Source organism: Bradyrhizobium sp. SK17 (genome assembly GCF_002831585.1).
Lineage (GTDB): Bacteria > Pseudomonadota > Alphaproteobacteria > Rhizobiales > Xanthobacteraceae > Bradyrhizobium.
This window is the reverse complement of sequence record NZ_CP025113.1, coordinates 7,121,240-7,144,219: the sequence shown is the minus strand read 5'-3', so window position 1 is coordinate 7,144,219 and position 22,980 is coordinate 7,121,240. Positions and strand designations below refer to the sequence as shown.

Below are 22,980 nucleotides of genomic sequence, written 5' to 3'. Positions count from 1 at the left end.
CGTGATGGAACTGTTTGCCAATCTCGCGCACGGTTTCGCCGTCGCCTTCTCGCCGATCAACCTCTTGATGTGTCTGATCGGTGCGCTGGTCGGCACCCTGGTCGGCGTGCTGCCGGGCATCGGCACCATTGCCACCGTCGCGATGCTGTTGCCGATCACCTTCGGCTTGCCGCCGGTCGGCGCGCTGATCATGCTCGCCGGCATCTATTACGGTGCGCAATATGGTGGTTCGACCACCTCGATCCTGGTCAATATTCCCGGTGAGGCGACCTCCGTGGTCACCGCGCTCGACGGTCACCAGATGGCCAAGCAGGGCCGTGCCGGTCCGGCACTGGCGATCGCCGCGATCGGCTCGTTCTTCGCCGGCTGCGTCGCGACCGTGCTGATCGCCGTGCTCGGCGCGCCGCTGACCAAGCTCGCGCTGGCGTTCGGCCCGGCCGAGTATTTCTCGCTGATGGTGCTCGGCCTGATCTTCGCGGTGGTGCTCGCCAAGGGCTCGGTGCTGAAGGCGATCGCGATGATCGTGTTCGGCCTGTTGCTGTCGATGGTCGGCTCCGACATCGAGACCGGCGCTTCGCGCATGGCGTTCAACATCCCCGAACTCGCGGACGGCCTCGGCTTCGCCACCGTGGCGATGGGCGTGTTCGGCTTCGCGGAAATCATCCGCAACCTCGACGCCGGCGCCGAGATGAACCGCAATCTGGTGCAGCAGAAGATCACCGGCTTGATGCCGACCAGGAAGGACCTGGTCGACTCCACGCCGGCGATCCTGCGCGGCACCGTGCTCGGCTCGATCCTCGGCATCCTGCCGGGCGGCGGCGCGGTGATCGCATCGTTCGCGGCCTATACGCTGGAGAAGAAGCTCGCCAAGGATCCGTCGCGGTTCGGCCGCGGCGCGATCGAGGGCGTGGCATCGCCGGAAAGCGCCAACAACGCCGCGGCGCAGACCTCGTTCATCCCGCTGCTCACGCTCGGCATTCCGCCGAACGCGGTGATGGCGCTGATGGTCGGCGCGATGACCATTCATGGCATCGTGCCGGGCCCGCAGGTGATGCAGAAGCAGCCCGACCTGGTCTGGGGCATGATCGCCTCGATGTGGATCGGCAATCTGATGCTGATCATCATCAATCTGCCGCTGGTCGGCATCTGGGTCCGATTGCTGCGCGTGCCGTACCGGCTGATGTTCCCCTCGATCGTGGTGTTCTGCGCGATCGGCATCTATTCGGTAAACAACGCGCCGGTCGATGTCATCCTCGCAGGCGCGTTCGGCCTGGTCGGCTATTGGCTGATCAAGCACGATTTCGAGCCGGCGCCGCTGCTGCTCGGCATGGTGCTCGGTCCGCTGATGGAGGAGAACCTGCGCCGTGCGCTGTTGATCTCGCGCGGCGACTGGAGCGTATTCCTGTCGCGGCCGCTGTCGGCGGTGCTGCTGGCGATCGCGGCGGGCCTCCTGGTGCTTGCCGTGCTGCCGGCCCTGCGTGCGAAGCGCGACGAGGTGTTCGTGGAGTCCGAGGGCTGAGCATCCTGCTCCGCCTGCGTCCGCGCGCCGCAGGCGGAAGTCGAATCGACACTCGATGTGGTCTCGTGAAATGAAAATGCCGGCCGATTTGGCCGGCATTTTTATTGGTCAAACGTTCCCGGGAGGAATTGAGATGATGTCCATTCGCTCGCTTGCGGGCGCATGCCTTTCGGCATTTGCCGCGTTGAGTGCATTCGCCGTGCCGGCGTCCGCGCAGAACTATCCGACCCGCACCATCACCATGATCGTGCCGTTCGCAGCCGGCGGTCCGACCGACGTCATCTCGCGCATCGTCACCGCGCACATGGCGCAGACGCTCGGCCAGAGCATCGTCATCGAGAACGTGGTCGGCGCCGGCGGCACCACCGCGACCACGCGCGCGGCCCGCGCCGCCAATGACGGCTACACGCTGGTCACCGGACACATGGGCACGCACGCCGCCTCCGTGCCGCTCTATCCGAAGCTTGCCTATCACCCGGAGAAGGATTTCGAGCCGGTCGCGCTGCTCGCGGGCACGCCGATCCTGATCCTCGCCCGCAAGGATTTCCCGCCGAAGGATCTGAAGGAATTCATCGCCTACGTGAAGGCGAATGCCGACAAGGTCAACGCCGCGCATGCCGGCATCGGCTCGGTCTCGCATGCCTCCTGCGAGCTGCTCAACTCGATCCTCGAGGTCAAGCCGGTGGGCGTGCCCTTCAACGGCACCGGACCCGCGATGAACGCGCTGGTCGCCGGCCAGGTCGATTACATGTGCGACCAGATCGTCAACGCGGTGCCGCAGATCAACGCCGGCACCATCAAGGCCTATGCGGTCGCGACCCCCGAGCGCAATCCGTCGCTGCCGAACGTCCCGACCACGACCGAAGCCGGGCTGCCGGCCTTCCAGGCCCAGGCCTGGAACGCGATCTTCGCGCCGAAGGGAACTTCGCCCGCTATCATCGCCACGCTGAACGCTGCGGCCATCAAGGCGCTCGACGATGACAACGTCCGCAAGCGGCTGCTCGAGCTCGGCAGCGTGATCCCGGCGCCCGCCAACCGCACCCCGGAGGCGCTGGCGACGCTCGTCAAGAACGAGATCGCGAAATGGACGCCGGTGCTGAAGCCGGCAACTTAATCGAGTACGATCAAGCGGATAGAGCGGGGGGCGGGACGCGAGTTCCGCCCCTTGTCGTTTGTCGGAGGCGTTGTCATTTTTCGGGGTATAATCGGCCCGTTCAGCCGAATCAGCGTGTCGACCGGCGGCCCTGGCCGCTACATTCGCCGTTCTCTCGAAGCCTCGAAAAGACCGCCAAGAACCAGTCATGAACCAGTATCACGATTTGCTCGAACGCATCCTCGCCGACGGCGCCGAGAAGCACGACCGCACCGGCACCGGCACGCTGTCGATCTTCGGCCACCAGATGCGTTTCAATCTTGCGGCCGGGTTCCCGATGCTGACCACCAAGCGGCTGCCGCTGAAGGCGATCGTGCACGAGCTGCTCTGGTTCCTCGCCGGCGACACCAACATCAAATATCTCAACGACAACGGCGTCACGATCTGGGACGAATGGGCCGACGCCAATGGCGACCTCGGCCCGGTCTACGGCTCGCAATGGCGCTCGTGGCCCGCGCCCGATGGCCGCAGCATCGACCAGATCACGAACGTCATCGAGATGATCAAGCGCAATCCGGATTCGCGGCGGCTGATCGTCAGCGCCTGGAATCCGGCCGAGGTGGACAAGATGGCGCTGCCGCCATGCCACTGCCTGTTCCAGTTCTATGTCGCCAACGGCAAGCTGTCGTGTCAGCTGTATCAGCGCTCCGGCGACGTGTTCCTCGGCGTGCCGTTCAACATCGCCTCCTATGCGCTGCTGACCATGATGGTGGCGCAGGTGACCGGGCTGAAGCCCGGCGATTTCGTCCACTCGCTCGGCGATGCGCATCTCTATTCGAACCACCTCGAGCAGGCGCGCCTGCAACTGACGCGGCCGACGCGGCCGTTGCCGACGATGGCGATCAATCCCGACGTGAAGGACATCTTCGCGTTCCGCTACGAGGACTTCAAACTCGAAGGCTACGATCCGCATCCGCACATCAAGGCCGAAGTCGCGGTCTGATGTCGCTGTTGATCCGCCGCGCGCGGCCCGATGAGGCCGGACTGGTGTTCTCGCTGGTCCGCGAGCTCGCCGAGTATGAGAAGCTGCTGCACGAGGTTCACGCCAGCGAGGCCGATATCGCCGAGGCGCTGTTCGGCGCCAACCCGCGGCTTTATTGCGACATCGCGGAATGGAACGGCGAACCGGCCGGCTTCGCGGTCTGGTTCGTCAATTTCTCCACCTTCGCCGGCCGCCACGGCATCTACCTCGAGGATCTCTTCGTGCGGCCGGCGCTGCGCGGCAAGGGCATCGGCAAGGCGCTGCTGGTGCATCTGGCGAAGCAATGCCTCGCCAATGGCTGGGCGCGCCTGCAATGGGCGGTGCTCGACTGGAACGCGCCGTCGATCGCATTCTACAAGTCGCTCGGCGCCGAACTGATGGACGAATGGACGATCTGTCGCGTCTCCGGTCCTGCGCTGTCGGCGCTCGCGGAAGGGACGCGTTGATGGAGATCGTGCTCCTCGTTGCGGTCGCCGAGAACGGCGTGATCGGAAACGGCAACGCAATCCCGTGGCGGCTGAAATCCGATCAGCAGCGCCTCAAGGCGATGACGCTGAACAAGCCCATCGTGATGGGGCGCAAGACCTTCGAGTCGCTGCGCAGGCCGCTGCCGGGGCGCACCAACATCGTGGTGACGCGCGATCCGAGCTACCGCGCGCGCGGCGCCATCGTCACGACCTCGTTCGAGAACGCCCGCGCAATTGCGCTTGGTGACGCGCTGCGGCGTTTCGCCACTGAAATTGCCATCATCGGTGGCGCGGAAATCTATGCGCAATGGATGGGCACGGCCGATCGCCTGGAGATCACCGAGGTCCATGCCCGGCCGGACGGCGATACACGGTTCGAAATGATCGATGCCGCGCAGTGGGAAGAGGTCGCGCGCGTGCGAAATCCGGCAGGTCCGGACGACAGCGTCGACTTCTCCTATGTGACATATCGTCGGCGCGGCCGCGGTTAACCAATGTTTGCATTGACAATTATGCCCCGGCGCATAGCTCGTCCGAGCAGGAAGCTTGCGTTGTAAGGGCCCTAGCGGTCCCCTATAACCGGGCCGGACATTCGAGCCCGGGCGTCCCGTCCGGACTTGCCGAGGAGATGTTTGATGCCGTGGAAAAATCAAGGCGGGGGCCGTGGGGCTCGGGTCCGAAAGGGCCATGGGGCACGGGTCCGCAGTCAGCCGGGCCGAGGCCGCCGGATCTTGAGGATCTGCTGCGGCGCGGCCAGGACCGGCTGCAGCAGTGGATGCCCGGCGGGCATTTCAGCGGCATGGGCATCGCGCTGGTGGTGGTCGCTGCGCTGGCGATCTGGCTTGCGACCGGAATCTTCCGGGTCCAGTCCGAAGAGCTCGGCGTCGTGATGCGCTTCGGCAAATATGATCGCGATGCGCAGCCCGGCCTGCGCTATCACCTGCCGTATCCGATCGAGACCGTGCTGCTGCCGAAGGCGCTGCGCGTGAACACGATCTCGATCGGCATGACCCTGATCGACGATCCCGCCCGGCGTGGCCGCACCATGCGCGACGTGCCGGAAGAGAGCCTGATGCTGACCGGCGACGAAAACATCGTCGACGTCGACTTCACCGTGTTGTGGCGCATCAAGCAGGGCGGGGCCGGCGCTTACCTGTTCAACATCCAGAATCCCGAAGGCACCGTGAAGGCAGTCGCCGAAAGCGCGATGCGCGAGGTGATCGGCCGCTCGCAGATCCAGCCGATCCTGACCGGGGCGCGTAACGTCACCGAGCAGAGCGTGCAGGAACTGATGCAGAAGACGCTGGATTCCTACAACGCGGGCATCCAGATCACGCAGGTGCAGATGCAGAAGGTCGATCCGCCGGCGCAGGTGATCGACGCGTTCCGCGACGTGCAGGCGGCGCGCGCCGACCTCGAGCGCAAGCAGAACGAGGCGCAGACCTACGCCAACCGGATCGTGCCGGAAGCGCGTGGTCGTGCGGCGCAGATCCAGCAGGCCGCCGAAGGCTACAAGGAGCAGGCGGTCGCCGAGGCCAAGGGCCAGAGCGCGCGCTTCCTCAAGGTCTATGAAGAGTACAAGAAGGCACCCGACGTGACGCGCGAGCGCATCTATCTGGAGACCATGGAAAAGGTGCTCGGAAGCTCCGAGAAGCTGGTCTATGACGGCGGACCGGGCCAGAACATCGTGCCCTACCTTCCGTTGGGTGAACTGTCGCCACGGCGTCCGTCCGCGGCGCCGGCCACGACCGGCCAGCAGCAGGGAGCCACCCGATGAGGTCCCCTGTCACCGGCATTGTGTCCCTGATCCTTCTCTTCATCCTGCTTGCAGTCGGCTACAGCTCGATGTTCACCGTGCAGCAGACCGAGCAGACCATCGTCCTACGGTTCGGCGAACCGGTCGATGTCGTCACCGATCCCGGATTGCACTTCAAGGCGCCGTGGAATTCCGTGATCAATGTCGACAAGCGCATCCTCGATCTGGAGAACCCGTCGCAGGAAGTGATCGCCTCCGACCAGAAGCGGCTCGTGGTCGACGCCTTCGCGCGCTATCGCATCAAGAACGCGTTGCGCTACTACACCAGCGTCGGCTCGATCCAGGCCGCCAATCTGCAACTGACCACGCTGTTGAACGCGGCGCTGCGCCGCGTGCTCGGTGAGGTCACCTTCATCACGGTGGTGCGCGACGAACGCGAGAAGCTGATGTCGCGGATCCGCGAGCAGCTCGACAAGGAAGCCGATGGCTACGGCATCGAGGTCGTCGACGTCAGGATCCGCCGCGCCGATCTGCCGGAGCAGAACAGCCAGGCGGTCTACGACCGGATGAAGACCGAGCGTCAGCGCGAAGCCGCCGAGTTCCGCGCGCAGGGCGACCAGAAGGCGCTGGAGATCCGCTCCAAGGCCGATCGCGAAGCGACCGTAATCGTCGCCGAGGCGAACTCGGCCGCCGACCAGACCCGCGGCGCCGGCGACGCCGAGCGTAACCGCCTGTTCGCCGAGGCCTATGGCAAGGACAAGGACTTCTTCGCGTTCTATCGCTCGATGACGGCCTATGAGAACGGCCTCAAGTCCAGCGACACGCGTTTCCTGTTGCGGCCGGACTCGGAATTCTTCAGGTATTTCGGCAGTGCCAACGGCAAGCCGCCGGAAGCGGCCGCGGCGCCGAAACAGTAACGTCACAATACGGCGGCGAAGCCGACATCGCTTCGCCGCCGCCCAATAACAACAAATAGCGAGCGGGAGGCTGCGATCCGATGAGGTCAATAGCGTTCGGCGACTTCCTCATCGGGTTGGGAATCCTGTTCGTGCTCGAAGGCATCCTGTTCGCGGCAAGCCCCGCCTGGATGCGCCGGGCGATGAAGAGCGCGCTGGCGACGCCCGACAATATCCTGCGCGTCGTCGGGATCGGCTCGGCAGTCGCCGGGCTGATCATGATCTGGCTGGTGCGGCGCTGAGCATTGCTTGTTCCAAGCGCGTGAGATCGCGCCGGAATGAACATAATCGTGAGCCATTCGCGGCCGGTTTTTCGCCGAAATGCCGGGCTGAGATGCTTGCACCATATGCCCGTTCGGGCGCACTCTGCGATCACGGGCGCACGCCTGCGACCACGGGCGCACACTTGCGACCAGCTCATTTGAACCCGTTGCCTGGAGAATTTCCGACATGACCGCTGCCAGACCAGCCCTGGGCCGCCGCCTCCGCATGATGGGGGCCGCGATCTCGATCGGTGCTGCGAGCATGCTGAGCTCCGTGCCGGCGTTCGCGCGCGGTCCCGAGGGGATCGCCGACATCGCCGAGAAGGTGATCGATGCCGTCGTCAACATCTCGACGTCGCAGACGATCGAGGCCAACAAGGGCGGCGGCGCCATGCCGCAACTGCCGCCGGGCTCGCCGTTCGAGGAATTCTTCGACGACTTCTTCAAGAACCGCCGCGGACCGGGCGGCAAGGGCGGCGACAAGAACGGCGAGTTCCAGCCGCGCAAGACCAACTCGCTCGGCTCGGGCTTCATCGTCGACACCTCGGGCATCGTGGTCACCAACAACCACGTCATCGCCGACGCCGACGAGATCAACGTCATCCTCAACGACGGCACCAAGATCAAGGCCGAGCTGGTCGGCGTCGACAAGAAGACCGACCTTGCGGTGCTGAAGTTCAAGCCGCCGAAGCCGCTCACGGCGGTGAAGTTCGGCGACAGCGACAAGATCCGTCTCGGCGACTGGGTGGTCGCGATCGGCAATCCGTTCAGCCTCGGCGGCACGGTGACCGCAGGCATCGTCTCGGCCAAGAACCGCGACATCAGCCAGGGCCCGTATGACAGCTACATCCAGACCGACGCTGCGATCAATCGCGGCAATTCCGGCGGTCCGCTGTTCAACCTCGATGGCGAGGTGATCGGCGTCAACACCCTGATCATCTCGCCGACAGGCGGTTCGATCGGCCTCGGCTTCGCCGTGCCGTCGAAGACGGTGGCCGGCGTCGTCGACCAGTTGCAGAAGTATGGCGAGTTGCGCCGCGGCTGGCTCGGCGTACGCATCCAGGCGGTCACCGACGAGATCGCCGACAGCCTCAACATCAAGCCGGCGCGCGGTGCGCTGGTCGCCGGCGTCGACGACAAGGGGCCTGCGAAACCGGCGGGCATCGAGCCCGGCGACGTCGTCGTCAAGTTCGACGGCAAGGACGTCAAGGACCCCAAGGATCTGTCGCGCATCGTTGCCGACACCGCGGTCGGCAAGGAAGTCGACGTCGTCATCATCCGCAAGGGCAATGAGGAGACCCGCAAGGTCACGCTCGGCCGGCTCGAGGACAACGACAAGGTCCAGGCCAACGCCAAGCCGAAGGACGACACTGCCGAGAAGCCGGTGACCCAGAAGGCGCTCGGTCTTGACCTCGCAGCTCTGAGCAAGGACCTGCGCACCAAGTACAAGATCAAGGACAGCGTGAAGGGCGTCGTCGTCACCGGCGTCGATAGCAACTCGGATGCGGCCGAGAAGCGGCTGTCGGCCGGCGACGTCATCGTCGAGGTGGCGCAGGAAGCAGTGTCGAATGCCGGCGACATCAAGAAGCGGATCGATCAGTTGAAGAAGGACGGCAAGAAGTCGGTGCTGCTGCTGGTCTCCAACGGCGACGGCGAACTGCGGTTTGTGGCGCTCGGCGTGCAGTAGAGGCGCGTTGACGTTTCACTCACAACTGTCATCCCCCGCGAAAGCGGGGGATCCGGTACGCCGCGGCCCCTCGATCATCCTCCGGCGTCTCTGGAAGACTGGGTCCCCCGCTTTCGCGGGGACGACAGGTTACGTGAACCTCACTTGTCGACGAACTCATCCCGTCGGTAGCCCTGCGCGTACAACAGCGCGGTGAGGTCGCCGTGGTCGATCCGGACCGCGGCGGCGGCCGCAACCGCCGGCTTGGCGTGATAGGCGACCCCGAGTCCGGCGGCCTGGATCATGCCGAGATCGTTGGCTCCGTCACCCACCGCCAGTGTGTCGATATCGTCGAGATCGAAGGATTCGGTGAGCTCGATCAGGGTGGCAAGCTTGGTCGCGGCGCCGAGGATCGGCTCGACCACTTCGCCGGTCAGTTTGCCGTTCTCGACCTGCAACTGGTTGGCGCGGTTCTCCTGGAAGCCGACTTTCCCCGCGACCACGTTGGTAAACAGCGTGAAGCCGCCCGAGATCAGGCAGGTATAGGCGCCGTGCGCGCGCATCGTCATCACCAGGTCGCGGCCGCCCGGCGTCAGTGTGATGCGCTTCTCCAGCACCTCGTCGACGACGCTGACCGGCAGGCCCTTGAGCAGCGCCACGCGTTCGCGCAGCGCCGGCTCGAACGCGATCTCGCCGCGCATCGCGCGCTCGGTGATGCCTGCGACATGGGCCTTCAGCCCGGCGAAATCGGCGAGTTCGTCGATGCATTCCTGCCCGATCATGGTGGAATCCATGTCGGCCAGAAAAAGCTTCTTGCGCCGGCCGATCCGAGGTTGCACGACAATGTCGATCGGGAGGTCGCCGCGGGCCTGGCGCAACTGGAGCTCGATGGCCTTGATGTCGTCCCGGCTGGCGTTCTCGCGCTCGAAGGGAATGTCGACGGCGACCTCGTTAAACAGCCACTGCGCGGCGCCGGGTGAGGGCAGCACGGCGCGTGCCCCGTCGACGATGGTGGAGTCGAGCGCGGGGCTTGCAGGATTGCAGATCAGCGTGGCAACGAGGGACATGCAGGCGCATTCGGGATTGTTGGACAAGGCAGTGCTTATCGCAGGGCCGACCGCCAGCGGCAAGTCGGCGCTGGCGCTCGAACTCGCGCAGCGCACCGGCGGGGTCGTGATCAACACCGATTCCATGCAGGTCTATCGCGACCTCAGGATCATCACCGCGCGGCCGAGCGCCGGCGAGGAGGCGCTGGTTCCGCACCGGCTCTACGGCCATGTCGACGCCGGCGTGAATTTCTCCGCCGGCGCCTGGGTTGCGGACGCGGCAGAAGTGCTCGGCGAGGCCCGTGCGCAGGGAAGGTTGCCGATCTTCATCGGCGGCTCCGGCCTGTATTTCAAGGCACTGACGCGCGGCCTGTCGGCGGTGCCGCCGATCGCCGCTGATGTGCGCGACGCCGTCCGCGCAAGGCTGGAGCAGCACGGCGTCGAGGCCCTGCATGCCGAGCTTGCGGCGCGCGATCCGGTGTCGGCCGAACGGCTGAAGCCGCGCGACCGCACCCGCATCGCGCGTGCGCTCGAGGTGGTCGAGGCCACCGGCCGCCCGCTGCCGGACTGGCATCGCGACGGCCTGCCGCCGCTGCTGCCGCCGGGCGCATTCCACGCGGTGTTTCTCGCGCCTGACCGGGAGAGGCTCTATGCGCGGATCGACGCGCGGTTCGGCGCGATGCTTGACGCCGGCGCGCTCGACGAGGTCACGGCGCTGGCGGCGCGCGCGCTCGACCCGCTGCTGCCGGCCATGAAGGCCCATGGCGTGCCGGCCCTGATGGCTCACCTGAAGGGGGAGATCAGCCGGGAAGAGGCCGCCGAGATCGGCCGCGCCGACACCCGTCACTACGCCAAGCGCCAGTTCACCTGGTTTCGCCACCAGCTGCCGGAGTTCGACTGGGTCAAGCCCGAGGCGGCGAAGGCGTGGCTGGAGAGCCATATCCCGTAGCCCTGGCGGCCCCGGACGGAGCACCGCGCAATTCGGGCGGATTTCCTTCCGGAGAGGCGCGCCTCCGGGCCACGGAGCGGCTCCAGGGCGCAACACGCCCGTCTGCCATGCGCGTTGCGCCGCGCAAAAACACTCGCCGAACGGTTGGAACCCCGTTACACTTCAAATATCGCGAAAATGCTTGCCTTGCCTTGACATTCGGGCTTTGGCGGCTATGTTCGCGCAACCTTTGGGAAGACTGGGTCGTCTCGTGCGCAACATTATTACCAAACTCCTTATCGCCGTCGTACCCAGGCACACCGCCGGGGATGGCTAGCTGCCATCCAAATACGGGCGGTGTGCATGGGGCCTCAGGGGCCCCTTTTTATTGCCCGAAGCAGAACTGACCGAGAACTGACAAAAGCCGCGCAAAAACAAGCGCATCCGGAGCGAACCATGACCGACAAGAGCCACGATCCCAATCAGATGACCGGCGCCGCGATGATCGTGCGCGCGCTCATCGATCACGGCGTGCAGCATGTCTTCGGCTATCCCGGCGGTGCGGTGCTTCCGATCTACGACGAGATTTTCCAGCAGAGCGAGGTCGAACACATCCTGGTGCGCCACGAGCAGGGCGCCGGCCATGCCGCCGAAGGCTATGCGCGCTCCACCGGCAAGCCCGGCGTGGTGCTGGTGACGTCGGGCCCCGGCGCCACCAACATGGTGACGCCGCTGACCGACGCGCTGATGGATTCGATCCCGCTGGTCTGCATCACCGGCCAGGTGCCGACGCATCTGATCGGCAATGACGCGTTCCAGGAGTGCGACACGGTCGGCATCACGCGGCCCGCCACCAAGCACAACTGGCTGGTGCGCGACGTCAACGACCTCGCCCGGGTGCTGCATGAGGCCTTCTATGTCGCCACCACCGGCCGGCCCGGCCCGGTCGTGGTCGACGTGCCGAAGGACGTGCAATTCGCGACCGGCACCTATCATCCGCCGCGCAAGTCGGACGTGCACATCTCCTACACGCCGCGCGTCAAGGGTGATGCGACCCAGATCCGCAAGGCAGTGGCGCTGCTCGCCAACGCCAAGCGTCCGGTGATCTATTCCGGCGGCGGCGTGATCAATTCCGGTCCCGAGGCCTCGCAGCTGCTGCGCCAGCTGGTGGAGGTGACCGGCTTTCCGATCACCTCGACCCTGATGGGATTGGGCGCCTATCCGGCGTCGGGTCCGAACTGGCTCGGCATGCTGGGCATGCACGGCACCTACGAGGCCAACATGACGATGCATGATTGCGACGTCATGCTGTGCGTCGGCGCGCGCTTCGACGACCGCATCACCGGCCGCACCGATGCGTTCTCGCCGGGCTCGAAGAAGATCCACATCGACATCGATCCGTCCTCGATCAACAAGAACATCCGCGTCGACGTGCCGATCATCGGCGACTGTGCCAACGTGCTGGGTGATCTCTTGCAGGTGTTCAAGGCGGAGGCCAAGAAGCCCGACATCAAGGCGTGGTGGCAGCAGATCGCGCAGTGGCGCGCGCGCAACTCGCTGTCCTACAAGAAGAACAGCGATATCATCCTGCCGCAATACGCGATTCAGCGCCTGTTCGAGCTGACCCGCGGCAAGGACACCTACATCACGACCGAGGTCGGTCAGCACCAGATGTGGGCGGCGCAGTTCTTCGGCTTCGAGGAGCCGCATCGCTGGATGACCTCGGGCGGCCTCGGCACCATGGGCTACGGCCTGCCGGCCGCGGTCGGCGTGCAGGTGGCGCATCCGGACAGCCTGGTGATCGACATCGCGGGCGATGCCTCGGTGCAGATGACGATCCAGGAGATCTCGACGGCGGTCCAGTACGAGCTGCCGATCAAGATCTTCATCCTGAACAACCAGTACATGGGCATGGTGCGGCAGTGGCAGCAGCTGCTGCACGGCAACCGGCTGTCGCATTCCTATTCCGAGGCGCTGCCGGACTTCGTCAAGCTCGCGGAGGCCTATGGCGGCGTCGGCATCCGGGCGCACAAGCCTTCCGATCTCGACGGCGCGATCAAGGAGATGATCTCGGTCAAGCGCCCGGTGCTGTTCGACTGCCGCGTCGCGGCACTCGAGAACTGCTTCCCGATGATCCCGTCGGGCAAGGCGCACAACGAGATGCTGCTGCCGGAAGAGGCGACCGATGAGGCCACCGCCAAGGCTTTCTCCGGTGGCAAGGCGCTGGTGTGATGATGCGCGACAGAAATTCCGCTGTCATCGCCCGGCTTGACCGGGCGATCCAGTACGCCGCGGCGTCTCGATTGCTCTCGGGCGTCTCTGGAATACTGGATCCCCGCTTTCGCGGGGATGACGAGAGAGAGTAGGCGACAGGGAACCAAGATGTTCGACTTGAACGAGCTCGAGCGCGCGCACAAAATCGTCGGCACCGCGGTGCCGGCGACGCCGGCGCATGCCTGGCCGTTGCTGGCCGAGCGGCTCGGCACCGCGGTCGTGGTCAAGCATGAGAACCACACGCCGATCGGCGCCTTCAAGGTCCGCGGCGGCCTGGTCTATCTCGATCGGCTGAAGCGTGAGCGGCCCGATGTGCCCGGCATCATCTCGGCGACGCGCGGCAATCACGGCCAGAGCCTGGCCTTTGCCGCGAGCCGTCACGGCGTGCGGGCGGTGATCTATGTGCCGCGCGGCAACTCGGTCGAGAAGAACCGCGCGATGCGGACCTTCGGAGCCGAACTGGTCGAGCATGGCGAGGATTTCCAGGCCGCGAGGGAGGAAGCCGAGCGCCGCGCGCAGTTCGATGGTCTGCACATGGTGCCGTCGTTCCATGCCGACCTGGTGCTCGGCGTCGCGACCTATGCGCTCGAACTGTTCCGCTCGGCGCCTGATCTCGACATCCTCTATGTGCCGATCGGGCAGGGCTCCGGCATCTCCGGCTGCATCATGGCGCGCGATCTGCTCGGCCTGAAGACCGAGATCGTCGGCGTGCAGTCGACCGAAGCGCCGTCCTACGCGCTGTCGTTCGCCGCCGGCAAGATCGTGACCACCGAGACCAGCAACACACGGGCCGACGGCATGGCGACGCGGATTCCGGACGCCGATGCGTTCGCCCTGATCCGCAAGGGCGCCTCGCGCATCGTGCAGGTCACCGACGACGAGGTCGGCCAGGCGATCCGCGCCTACTGGACCGACACCCACAATCTCGCCGAGGGCGCAGGCGCCGCGGCACTCGCGGCCGCGCTCCAGGAAAAGAGCAAGCTCGCCGGCAAGCGGGTCGGCCTGATCCTGAGCGGCGGCAATATCGATTTCGATCTGTTCCGGTCCTGGATCGGGACGGATGCTGCGCCGGCCGCCCAGCGGGCGGTGGCGTAAAAAGAATGTAAGGGGACGACAATGAACCAGCCCGCATCGGCCTATTTCCTCGAAGAGCGTCACGATCCGAACGAGACGCATACGCTGTCCGTCCTGGTGCAGAACGAGCCCGGCGTGCTGGCGCGCGTGATCGGCCTGTTCTCCGGCCGCGGCTACAACATCGAGAGTCTCACCGTGTCGGAGACCGAGAACCAGAAGCATCTCTCGCGGATCACGATCGTCACCACGGGCACGCCGATGGTGATCCAGCAGATCAAACATCAGCTCGACCGCATGATCCCGGTCTACCGCGTCGTCGACATGACGCTGACCGGGAGCTCGATCGAGCGCGAGCTTGCGATGGTCAAGGTGCGGGGCGGTGGCGATCACCGCGTCGAGGCGCTGCGGCTGGCGGATGCGTTCCGCGCCCGGGTGATCGACGCCACGACCGAGAGCTTTGTGTTCGAGATCACGGGCAATTCGTCCAAGATCAGTCAGTTCATCGACCTGATGCGCCCGTTGGGCCTGGTCGAGGTGTCACGAACCGGGGTGGCCGCGATCACGCGTGGGCCGGAAGGGATGTGAGTCATGTTGGCGCGCGACTGGTACTACACGCAACGGCGGCAGGTCGGTCTCGATACCGCGGTCGCCTCGATCTATGACGTCAGCGAAGACAGCGACGCCCGCGCGCGTCAGGCGCTGACCATGCTCGGCGTCAAGCCGGGCTGGCGGATCGCCGATATCGGCTGCGGCAATGGCGTGCTGGCGACCGAGGCGGCGCTGATGGGCGCCGAGGTCGACGCCATCGACATCTCGCCGGCGATGCTCGGGCTCGCCGAGATCTATGCGCGTGACCGCAAGGCGCGGATCCGGACCCAGCCGGCCGGCCTCTTGTCCTTTGCCTATCAGCCGAACTCCTACGATCTGATCGTCAGCGAATTCACGCTGCACCATCTGCCCGACTTCTGGAAGGCGGTGGCATTGTCGCGGATCTTCAACGCGCTGAAGCCCGGCGCGAACTTCTATCTGCGCGACATGGTGTTCGTCAGCATGCCCGACGGCGTCGATCGCGATGTCGAGGGCTGGGCCGATTTCTCGATCAAGAATCACGATTTCGAGCGTGAAAGCGTGATGACCCATATGCGCGACGAATACTCGACCTTCGGCTGGGTGATGGAGCGCATGCTGACCGAAACCGGCTTCACCCTGGTCGCCGCCGACTATCACGCGCCGCTGCACGGCACCTATCTGCTGCGCAAACCGACCCCGGACGAGCAAATATAGATCTCGACCGACGTAGCGAAACGGAAGCAGAAGAACAACAATGAAGCCGGCCGATGTTGGCATCGCCGTCATGGTCGCGGTGATCTGGGGGCTTGCGTTCGTCGCAAGCCGGATCGCGCTCAATGAGTTCTCGCCGGAGCTCATGACGACGCTGCGCTTCGCCATTGCCGCGCTGCCATGCTTGTTCGTGCGCAAGCCCGGCGTCTCCTGGCCGCTGCTGATCGCGATCAGCTCCACGCTGTTCCTCGGCCAGTTCCTGGCGCAAGCCTTTGCGATCGCGCATGGCGTTCCGGTCGGGCTCTCCAGCGTGATCGTGCAGAGCCAGGCCTTGTTCACGATCGGCTTCGCCGCGCTGATCTTCGGCGAGCTGCCGACCCGGACCCAGACCATCGGCATCGCGATTGCCACGCTCGGCCTGCTGATGATCTGCGGCACGGTCGGTTACGATTTCAGCGTCGCGGCGTTCGGCATCGTGATGATCTGTCCGATCAGCTTCGCGATCGGCAACCTGCTGCTGCGGCAGGCGCGTGGCGCGCCGATGTTCGACCTGTTCGCCTGGCTGTGCCTGTCTGCCGCGGTGCCGCTCGCGGTGCTGACCCTGATCAGCAACGGGCCGCAGCCGACCTGGCAGGCACTGAGCCACATGTCGCTGACCGGCTTCGTCTGCGTGCTCTGTCTCGGCGGCATCTCGACCAGCATCGCCTATTGGCTGTGGGGACGGCTGCTCAGGGATTACCCGGCCGCACAGGTGGTGCCGTTCGCGCTGCTGGTGCCGTTCGTCGGCTCCGGCGCATCCAGCATCGTGTTCGGCGAAAGATTCGGGCCGCTGCGGCTGGGCGGCATGGTCACGGTCATCGCCGGCATCGCCGTGATGCTGTTGTCGCGGCCGAGAGCGCTGCCGAAGGCCGGGTGAGGACGCCATGTCGAATTCGCTGCTGTTTGCCTTTGTCGTGTTTGCGGTCGTGATGTTCTTCACGCCCGGTCCCAACAACATCATGCTGCTGTCGTCGGGGCTGACCTATGGCTTCCGCCGCACGGTGCCGCACATCGCCGGGATCACGGTCGGCTACGCTTTCATGGTCGGTGCAGTCGGCGTCGGGCTCGGCGCCGTGTTCATCGCCTATCCGGTCCTGCAAACGATCCTGAAATATGGCGGCGTGGCCTATCTGGTCTATCTCGCCGCCGTCATCGCCATGGCCGAGCCGCCCTCGCAGGACAAGGACGACACGCCCGGCCGCGGCCCGATGACCTTCTGGGGCGCGGCCATGTTCCAGTGGATCAATGCCAAGGGCTGGGTGATGGTGATCGGCACCATCACGGCCTATGCGGCGATCGCCGCCTTTCCCTGGAACATCGCGATCCAGGTCGGCCTGAGCCTGATCCTGGGGACGGTCTCCTGCATCGTCTGGGCGCTGTTCGGCACCGCGTTGCGGCCGATCCTGACCTCGCCCCGGGCGATCCGTGTCTTCAACGTGCTGATGGCCATCCTGCTGCTGGCCTCGCTCTACCCGGTCTTCATGGACGCATGATGCCGCACCGCGCCATGCGAGATGAGGGTTTCCCCTGAGGGGAAAAATGCTTTAGACAACGCCGGAAATTCGCGGGCGCCCGGCGGTTCTGACCTTCCGAAAGCCTGATTCATCGGCCGATTTTGGCCCCCTTCAAACGAGGAAAACACGATGCGAGTTTACTACGATCGCGATGCCGACCTGAACCTGATCAAGGGCAAGAAGGTCGCCATCGTCGGCTATGGCAGCCAGGGCCACGCCCACGCGCTGAACCTGAAGGATTCCGGCGTCAAGGACGTGGCGATCGCGCTGCGCAAGGGTTCGGCGTCGGCCAAGAAGGCCGAAGCCGCCGGCTTCAAGGTGCTCGAAGTCGCCGAGGCCGCCAAATGGGCCGACCTCGTCATGATGCTGACCCCGGACGAACTGCAGGGCGACATCTATCGCGAGCACCTGCACGACAACATGAAGAAGGGCGCGGCGCTGGTGTTTGCTCACGGCCTCAACGTGCACTTCAACCTGCTCGATCCGCGCGCCGACCTCGACGTGCTGATGATCGCGCCGAAGGGCCCCGGCCACACCGTGCGTTCCGAGTATCAGCGCGGCGGCGGCGTGCCCTGCCTGATCGCGATCGCCAAGGATTCGTCGGGCAATGCCCATGACCTCGGCCTCAGCTACGCCTCGGCGATCGGCGGCGGCCGCGCCGGCATCATCGAGACCACCTTCAAGGAAGAGTGCGAGACCGACCTGTTCGGCGAGCAGGTGGTGCTCTGCGGCGGCCTGGTCGAGCTGATCAAGGGCGGCTACGAGACGCTGGTCGAGGCCGGCTACGCGCCGGAGATGGCCTATTTCGAGTGCCTGCACGAAGTGAAGCTGATCGTCGACCTGATCTATGAAGGCGGCATCGCCAACATGAACTACTCGATCTCCAACACCGCCGAATACGGCGAGTACGTCACCGGTCCGCGCATCGTCACGGCCGAGACCAAGGCGGAGATGAAGCGCGTGCTCGCCGACATCCAGGGCGGCAAGTTCGCCCGCGACTGGATGCTGGAGAACAAGGTCAACCAGACCTCGTTCAAGGCGACCCGCGCCAAGCTCGCCGAGCACCCGATCGAGGAAGTCGGCGCCAAGCTGCGCGACATGATGCCCTGGATCAAGAAGGGCGCGCTGGTCGACAAGACCAAGAACTGAGCCGCGGTTTCGTAGGGTGGGTTAGCGAAGCGTAACCCACCTTTGTCTCCGCGGTGACAAAGTTGGTGGGTTACGCCTTCGGCTAACCCACCCTACGCATCGACAACAGAAAAGGGTGGGCAACGCGCCCACCCTTTTTCTTTGTCACGAAACGCGAGCTGCGGCTAACCGGCCGCGATTGGCTGCTTTTCGATCCGCTTGTGCAACTGCCAGAACCGCACGGTGCGCTGGGCGGTTTCCAGCGACAGCCGCCGGTAGTCGCGTTGCGCGATCTCCAGCGTGGCATGGTCGATGGCATGCGGCAGCGGCCGCTTGCGCAGGATGGTTTCGACCGTCGGCCAGTTGAGCCGCGCCGAACGGCACGGGATCAGCAGCAGGTCGGAGCGCAGCCCGAGCATCAGGCGCTCGATCATCGCGATCGGCATGTCGTTGAGCACAGCGAGGGCGACGGTGACCTCGTCGAACTTGCCGCTCTCGGCGAATTTGTAGACCGCCGCGTCATCGAGCTCGTTCAGCTGTTTCATCAGCTTGACCAGCTCCTCGGCGATGCCGTAGTTGCGGCGCGGCTGCGCGGCCTCGTCCTGCGCGATGTCGTTCAGCACCTGGCTGATCTCCTCGCGTGCCCGGGGCGATGCGAGCGCGAGCAGGCGGGCGCGCACGGTATCCTTGGCACGCTGCAGCAGGTCGCGCAGCAGCTTGGCCGGAATGTCGATGCGCAGTCCGAGTATCTCGACCAGTTCGTCGTCGCTCTCGGCACGGGCGACGATCGAGGAGTAGCCGTTGTCGGAGAACTGCGCGCCGGCGTTGCTGGCAAGGCGCCGGATCACCTTGTCCTCGCCGCGATCGATGATCACGTCGGTGACGGCGGCGGGCAGGTTCTCGCGCGCCGAGATCGCGAACAGATGGTCCTGACCCTTGCTGCTGGCGATCTCGCGCAATGCGTCGGTCGAGAGGCGGCTGGAGTGGGTCAGCACGTCGCCGGCGACGCCGATATCGTCGTCCCAGGCGAGATGCTGAATCACCTCGAACGGCGCATAGTCGAGCGGCGCGAGCCGCTTGCTCAGTTCGGCGCGTGCACGCGTCTCGACCCGCGCGACCAGCAGGCAGAGCACGTCATCGAACACCTTGACCTGTTCGTCGTTGAGGCGGTCGCCGTCGTTCAGGAACAGATCGGTGACCCGCCGCAGCGTCTGCACGCGCTTGGCGGACGTTCCGTCCCGGACCGCATCTTCGAGTTCGGCAATAATCGATTGTGACGCCTGTTGCGCCATCGATGGGCAACCTTGTTTTTCTTGGATGACAACGGCCTGCACGATATCGCTGGCGATCTTACACCTGCGTTAAGGTGGAACCCGGTGCAAATACGGGTCCATCGCATCCTTAACGGGATCCGACCAGGCACGATTCAATTCGTGCATTGAACGCGGTAGCCATGGCCGATGCATCTTAAGAGATTGTTTAGGACGATGCGCGCCGCGCGACGGAAAAGATCTCGATCGATGCGGCGCGTCCGCGCAATTGCGTCGAACCAAGAGCCTCGACGGCAAGGTCTAGGTTCGGAGGCAGCAGGCGACGCAATTCGCCCGAGATCAGCAACGGCCGTCCGGCCTCCTTGCAATACGCCTGCAACCGCGCCGTGACGTTCACGGTGTCGCCGAAATAGGCGATCTGGCGCCGTGAGTCACCGCATTCGGCGATGACGACCGGACCGGCATGCATCCCGGCGCGAAACGCCGGCACCACGCCGAACTCCCTGCGATAATGATCGGCCCGCTTGGCGAGGCGGTCCTCGATCGCGAACACGCAATCGAGATACCGCCGCGACGTCTCGCCGGCATTGGCCGGCCAGGTCACGATCACCTCGTCACCGACATAGGCGTGGACTTCGCCGCCATGCGACACGATCGGCGCGTCGATGTCGGAGAAGAAGCGCGTCAGCAGCTCCTGCACGCGGAGCTCGCCCATCTGCTCCGCCAGGGTCGTCGAGCCGACCAGGTCGAGAAACAGCAGCACGCGCTCCTCGCGTCCCGGCTGGCGATAGCGCCCGAGCACGATGGCAAGCAGCGTATGTCCGCCGATCATCCGGACCAGTTCGTAGATCGTCGTGATCGGGATCGACAGCAGCAAGGAGACGCCGATGATCTTCAGGAAGGTTTCGCGGAAAAATTTCGCGTCGATCCCGTGTTCGTTGAGCACGACCTCCAGCACGATTGCGGCGACCGCGACGGTGACGGCGAGGATAACGGAGCGGGCAAGCAGCTCGACGATGAGCGGCCGTTGCCGCAGCCAGCCCCCGCGCGCGGCCAGATAGAGGTGCGTGACCCAGACGATCAGGGTGATTGCGGCGCCCTCAATGGCGCTGCGCAAATAGTTCGCGATCGACGCCTCGACGGGCCGATCGAAGGCATAGCGAAACAGCCCGCCGACGAGCAGGCCGACCACGGCCAAAATGATCACAGGCGTCAGGTTGCGCCGCATGGTGCCTCCATGCCCATGAAATATCCTGCGCGGATCGCGAAGGCCAGCCGGGGTGCGCCCTGACGTGAACGGGATGCATCGTGGGCGCACTCATATATGGTCCGGCTGCTGGACCGGTCGGAAAGGGAAGACGGCATGACATCGGCACTCACGACAGGCGCGCGCGGGCAGAGGGCCTTGTTTGCGGCCGCCTTCATCATCGCCGCTTCCCCGGCCCACGCCGGCGACCAGGGTGATGGCGAACCGTCCTGCGACGGCAGCACCTACCAGATGGTCGAGTGCCTCAAGGCCAAGACCGCGCAATGGGACAAGCGCATGAACGCGGCCTATCAGCAGGCGCTGAAGGATGCCGCCGGCGACAAGCAGCGCGAACAGCTGCGCACCGCGCAGCGGCTGTGGATCCAGTATCGCGACGCCAACTGCCTGTACTACGACCTCGGCGAGGGCACCATCGCCCGGCTCGACGCCGGCGAATGCATGCGCAGCGTGACGGAAACCCGGGCCAGGGAACTGGAGAATCGTGGCCATCAGTGAGCCATCTTCCGGCGTCAGGACGGAGGTCATGACCGACGGAAAGAGCCAGGATGAATTGACCCAGCTTGCCGAGGATGCGCTACGCGCCCAGCCCGGCTGCGCAACCGCGCGCGTGCCGGCGGTCGTCGCGCTGCCCGAGGTGCAGATCGGGCGCAACTGGGAGATCCCGAACGTCGTGCTCGGCGACAGCCTGATCAGCGACGTCGACCGCGCGGTGCTGACGGTTCATCGCCAGCTCGGCCGCAAGTTTCACCTCGTGTGATCTCAACCCGCCTGCGCCTGACGCGGCGCGGGCCGCGCGGCCATGCTGATCATCCTGAGCGCGAACACCGCGGCGAGCGGCACCAGGAACAGCGCATAGAGCGGCATGTCGGGGATCCGCTTGCCGAACGACACCATGAACTGCAACAGCAGATAGTAGCCGCCCACGAGATGCAGTCTGCGCCAGGCGCTTGCACCGAGCATCGCCGCGGTGCGATCGAACGAGGTCGCGGTCAGCGCGACGATGACGAGATAGCCGATCCCGCCGAAGATATACGATACGGTCGAGGTCGCGGCTGCGAAGCCGGCCGGATCGCGCATCGCGAACGCGGTGATTGCGACCGCATGGACGGCGTGCGAGGCCGCGAAGGTGACGCCGAGATAGCGGCGGTTGCGGCGCTGCCAGTGCGTCCAGGCGTTCGGCCAGAGCCGCACCAGCGCGGCGGCGGAGAAGGCGAGGCAGAACAGCAGCAGCGAGGTCCGTGCCGTGAAGCGGATCACCATCCGCACGCCCTCGACCTCGAACTGCCGCATCGCGGCGATCCAGATCGAGAGCCCCACCAGGGTCAGCGTGAGCAGGCCGAACAGCCGCCAGCCCTCGAACCAGTTGCGCCGCGTCGCCATGTCTCGCCTCCCGCTGCCTGATGTAATCACCAGTTACATTTTGCGATGACTTGCAGTCAATTGTTGTAATCGGTGCTTACACTCACAACCGGGTGATGCTAGAGCGTTTTCGAGCGAAGTGGATACCGGTTCGCGTGAAGAAAACGCGTCAACACAAGAACCTAGAGCCCCGTTCCGATTCTATCGGAACGGGAAAGGCTCTAGGGCATGAGACATGCGCCGCCCCGCCAAAAACCCGGCCGCCGGCCGCCGCCCCGCCAAGTCGCGTCCAGACGCGCCGGCGGCCAAGCCCTATCATCACGGCGACCTCCGCCGGGTCCTGATCGATGCCGCCATGCAACTGGTCGGCGAGGGCGGCCCGGAGGCGGTCAGCGTGCGCGAGGCCGCCCGCCGCGCCGGGGTTTCGCCGGGCGCGCCGTTCCGGCATTTCCCGAGCCGGGACGCCCTGATGAATGCGGTGGCGGAGGAGGCGCAGCGCCGCTTCCGCGCCGAGATCGAGGCGGCGTTGGCGGACGCGCCGGCGGGCGATCCGCTCGGCCGCTTCCGCTGCCTCGGCATCGCCTATCTGCGCTGGGCGATGAAGAACCCGACCCATTTCGAGATCATCTCCAGCCGCCGCTTCTTCGACCATGACCGCTCGGCCGGGGTCTCCAGCGACAATGCCGAGTTGATCGGCCTGACCGAGCGCACACTGGCGGAGGCATTTTCAGCCGGACAACTTGGTCCACACGATCTGAAGCAGGTGCAGATCGCCGGCCGCGCGCTGGTCTATGGCTTTGCGCGAATGCATATCGACGGCCATTTGCCGCGCTGGGGCGTCACGGATGCGGAAGCTGAGCGGATGGCGGCCGACATCGTCGACCTCTTCATTGCGGGCATCGCCCGGCATCTGGCGCCTGCGGCGAAAGTCTAGGGCGCGCCGCACCGGTCGCGCGCGGGCAAATTCATTGCGCGTTCATGACGATTCAATTACGGTTTTGTGACACGGTGCAGACACCGGCTGTGCGGTGTGCCTC

At 65.3% G+C, this 22,980-nt stretch carries 23 protein-coding genes and 1 pseudogene; 20 read left to right on the top strand and 4 right to left on the bottom strand.

Annotated features, from left to right (window positions below; all coding sequences use genetic code 11):
* The first annotated feature begins 4 nt into the window (after positions 1-4).
* The 9 genes and pseudogenes from CWS35_RS33215 (at position 5) to CWS35_RS33175 (ending at position 8,783) form a co-directional block, all read left to right on the top strand.
* The gene (locus CWS35_RS33215) at positions 5-1,519 is read left to right on the top strand and encodes a tripartite tricarboxylate transporter permease (protein ID WP_024580121.1); all 1,515 of its coding nucleotides are present in this window, start codon (positions 5-7) and stop codon (positions 1,517-1,519) included.
* 133 nt (positions 1,520-1,652) lie between these two features.
* The gene (locus CWS35_RS33210; protein WP_024580122.1) at positions 1,653-2,633 is read left to right on the top strand and encodes a tripartite tricarboxylate transporter substrate binding protein BugD; all 981 of its coding nucleotides are present in this window, start codon (positions 1,653-1,655) and stop codon (positions 2,631-2,633) included.
* A gap of 187 nt (positions 2,634-2,820) precedes the next feature.
* On the top strand, positions 2,821-3,615 hold the full coding sequence (locus CWS35_RS33205; protein ID WP_024580123.1) for a thymidylate synthase: 795 nt from the start codon (positions 2,821-2,823) through the stop codon (positions 3,613-3,615).
* The gene (locus CWS35_RS33200; RefSeq protein ID WP_024580124.1) at positions 3,615-4,100 is read left to right on the top strand and encodes a GNAT family N-acetyltransferase; all 486 of its coding nucleotides are present in this window, start codon (positions 3,615-3,617) and stop codon (positions 4,098-4,100) included. The genes CWS35_RS33205 and CWS35_RS33200 overlap by 1 nt, the downstream gene beginning before the upstream one ends.
* A complete protein-coding gene (locus CWS35_RS33195) occupies positions 4,100-4,612 on the top strand; it encodes a dihydrofolate reductase (RefSeq protein WP_100955465.1) in 513 nt (170 codons plus the stop codon). Before CWS35_RS33200 ends, CWS35_RS33195 begins: the two co-directional genes overlap by 1 nt.
* A 144-nt stretch (positions 4,613-4,756) precedes the next feature.
* Positions 4,757-5,898, top strand: a pseudogene (gene hflK, locus CWS35_RS33190) (FtsH protease activity modulator HflK).
* Positions 5,895-6,794: a protease modulator HflC gene (gene hflC, locus CWS35_RS33185; protein ID WP_024580127.1), complete on the top strand. Its 900-nt coding sequence runs from the start codon at positions 5,895-5,897 to the stop codon at positions 6,792-6,794. The pseudogene hflK and the gene hflC overlap by 4 nt, the downstream one beginning before the upstream one ends.
* 80 nt (positions 6,795-6,874) lie before the next feature.
* A complete protein-coding gene (locus CWS35_RS33180; RefSeq protein ID WP_024580128.1) occupies positions 6,875-7,075 on the top strand; it encodes a DUF2065 domain-containing protein in 201 nt (66 codons plus the stop codon).
* A 208-nt stretch (positions 7,076-7,283) separates the two neighbouring features.
* Positions 7,284-8,783, top strand: coding sequence for a Do family serine endopeptidase (locus CWS35_RS33175; protein WP_024580129.1), 1,500 nt, complete (start codon positions 7,284-7,286; stop codon positions 8,781-8,783).
* A gap of 140 nt (positions 8,784-8,923) precedes the next feature.
* Here the strand turns inward: CWS35_RS33175 and serB are convergent, their stop codons facing one another.
* Positions 8,924-9,829 (bottom strand): phosphoserine phosphatase SerB, encoded by a 906-nt coding sequence (gene serB / locus CWS35_RS33170; RefSeq protein WP_100955464.1) that lies wholly within the window; start codon positions 9,827-9,829, stop codon positions 8,924-8,926.
* On the opposite strand from serB, the gene miaA reads away from it, so the two are divergent.
* The 8 genes from miaA (at position 9,828) to ilvC (ending at position 18,067) form a co-directional block, all read left to right on the top strand.
* Positions 9,828-10,757, top strand: a complete 930-nt coding sequence (miaA, locus tag CWS35_RS33165) for a tRNA (adenosine(37)-N6)-dimethylallyltransferase MiaA (RefSeq protein ID WP_100955463.1) — start codon at positions 9,828-9,830, stop codon at positions 10,755-10,757. The genes serB and miaA overlap by 2 nt on opposite strands.
* A 435-nt stretch (positions 10,758-11,192) precedes the next feature.
* Positions 11,193-12,968 (top strand): acetolactate synthase 3 large subunit, encoded by a 1,776-nt coding sequence (locus CWS35_RS33160; RefSeq protein ID WP_024580132.1) that lies wholly within the window; start codon positions 11,193-11,195, stop codon positions 12,966-12,968.
* A 150-nt stretch (positions 12,969-13,118) separates the two neighbouring features.
* Entirely contained in the window at positions 13,119-14,105 is a 987-nt protein-coding gene (locus tag CWS35_RS33155; RefSeq protein ID WP_100955462.1) for a threonine dehydratase, read from the top strand.
* 21 nt (positions 14,106-14,126) lie between these two features.
* Positions 14,127-14,669, top strand: coding sequence for an acetolactate synthase small subunit (gene ilvN / locus CWS35_RS33150; protein ID WP_024580134.1), 543 nt, complete (start codon positions 14,127-14,129; stop codon positions 14,667-14,669).
* Between the two features lie 3 nt (positions 14,670-14,672).
* Complete coding sequence (locus CWS35_RS33145) at positions 14,673-15,368, top strand: class I SAM-dependent methyltransferase (protein WP_024580135.1); 696 nt, start codon at positions 14,673-14,675, stop codon at positions 15,366-15,368.
* A gap of 40 nt (positions 15,369-15,408) precedes the next feature.
* Positions 15,409-16,281 (top strand): EamA family transporter, encoded by an 873-nt coding sequence (locus CWS35_RS33140; protein ID WP_100955461.1) that lies wholly within the window; start codon positions 15,409-15,411, stop codon positions 16,279-16,281.
* Between the two features lie 7 nt (positions 16,282-16,288).
* Positions 16,289-16,897 carry a LysE family translocator gene (locus CWS35_RS33135; RefSeq protein ID WP_100955460.1) on the top strand — a complete coding sequence of 203 codons (609 nt, stop codon included), beginning with the start codon at positions 16,289-16,291 and terminating at the stop codon, positions 16,895-16,897.
* 150 nt (positions 16,898-17,047) lie between these two features.
* The gene (ilvC, locus tag CWS35_RS33130) at positions 17,048-18,067 is read left to right on the top strand and encodes a ketol-acid reductoisomerase (RefSeq protein WP_024580138.1); all 1,020 of its coding nucleotides are present in this window, start codon (positions 17,048-17,050) and stop codon (positions 18,065-18,067) included.
* A 164-nt stretch (positions 18,068-18,231) separates the two neighbouring features.
* Here ilvC and CWS35_RS33125 read toward each other — a convergent pair whose 3' ends face one another.
* Together CWS35_RS33125 and CWS35_RS33120 are read right to left on the bottom strand one after the other, a co-directional pair.
* On the bottom strand, positions 18,232-19,338 hold the full coding sequence (locus CWS35_RS33125) for a DUF2336 domain-containing protein (protein ID WP_100955459.1): 1,107 nt from the start codon (positions 19,336-19,338) through the stop codon (positions 18,232-18,234).
* A 187-nt stretch (positions 19,339-19,525) separates the two neighbouring features.
* Complete coding sequence (locus tag CWS35_RS33120; protein WP_100955458.1) at positions 19,526-20,545, bottom strand: adenylate/guanylate cyclase domain-containing protein; 1,020 nt, start codon at positions 20,543-20,545, stop codon at positions 19,526-19,528.
* A 135-nt stretch (positions 20,546-20,680) separates the two neighbouring features.
* Between CWS35_RS33120 and CWS35_RS33115 the strand changes: the two genes are divergently transcribed.
* Both CWS35_RS33115 and CWS35_RS33110 read left to right on the top strand, forming a co-directional pair.
* Positions 20,681-21,079, top strand: coding sequence for a lysozyme inhibitor LprI family protein (locus CWS35_RS33115; protein ID WP_245438763.1), 399 nt, complete (start codon positions 20,681-20,683; stop codon positions 21,077-21,079).
* Positions 21,080-21,107: 28 nt separating this feature from the next.
* Complete coding sequence (locus tag CWS35_RS33110) at positions 21,108-21,341, top strand: hypothetical protein (protein WP_100955457.1); 234 nt, start codon at positions 21,108-21,110, stop codon at positions 21,339-21,341.
* Between the two features lie 2 nt (positions 21,342-21,343).
* Here the strand turns inward: CWS35_RS33110 and CWS35_RS33105 are convergent, their stop codons facing one another.
* Positions 21,344-21,964: a hypothetical protein gene (locus CWS35_RS33105; RefSeq protein ID WP_024580143.1), complete on the bottom strand. Its 621-nt coding sequence runs from the start codon at positions 21,962-21,964 to the stop codon at positions 21,344-21,346.
* Positions 21,965-22,178: 214 nt separating this feature from the next.
* Between CWS35_RS33105 and CWS35_RS33100 the strand changes: the two genes are divergently transcribed.
* Complete coding sequence (locus CWS35_RS33100) at positions 22,179-22,877, top strand: TetR/AcrR family transcriptional regulator (protein WP_100955456.1); 699 nt, start codon at positions 22,179-22,181, stop codon at positions 22,875-22,877.
* Positions 22,878-22,980 lie beyond the last annotated feature (103 nt).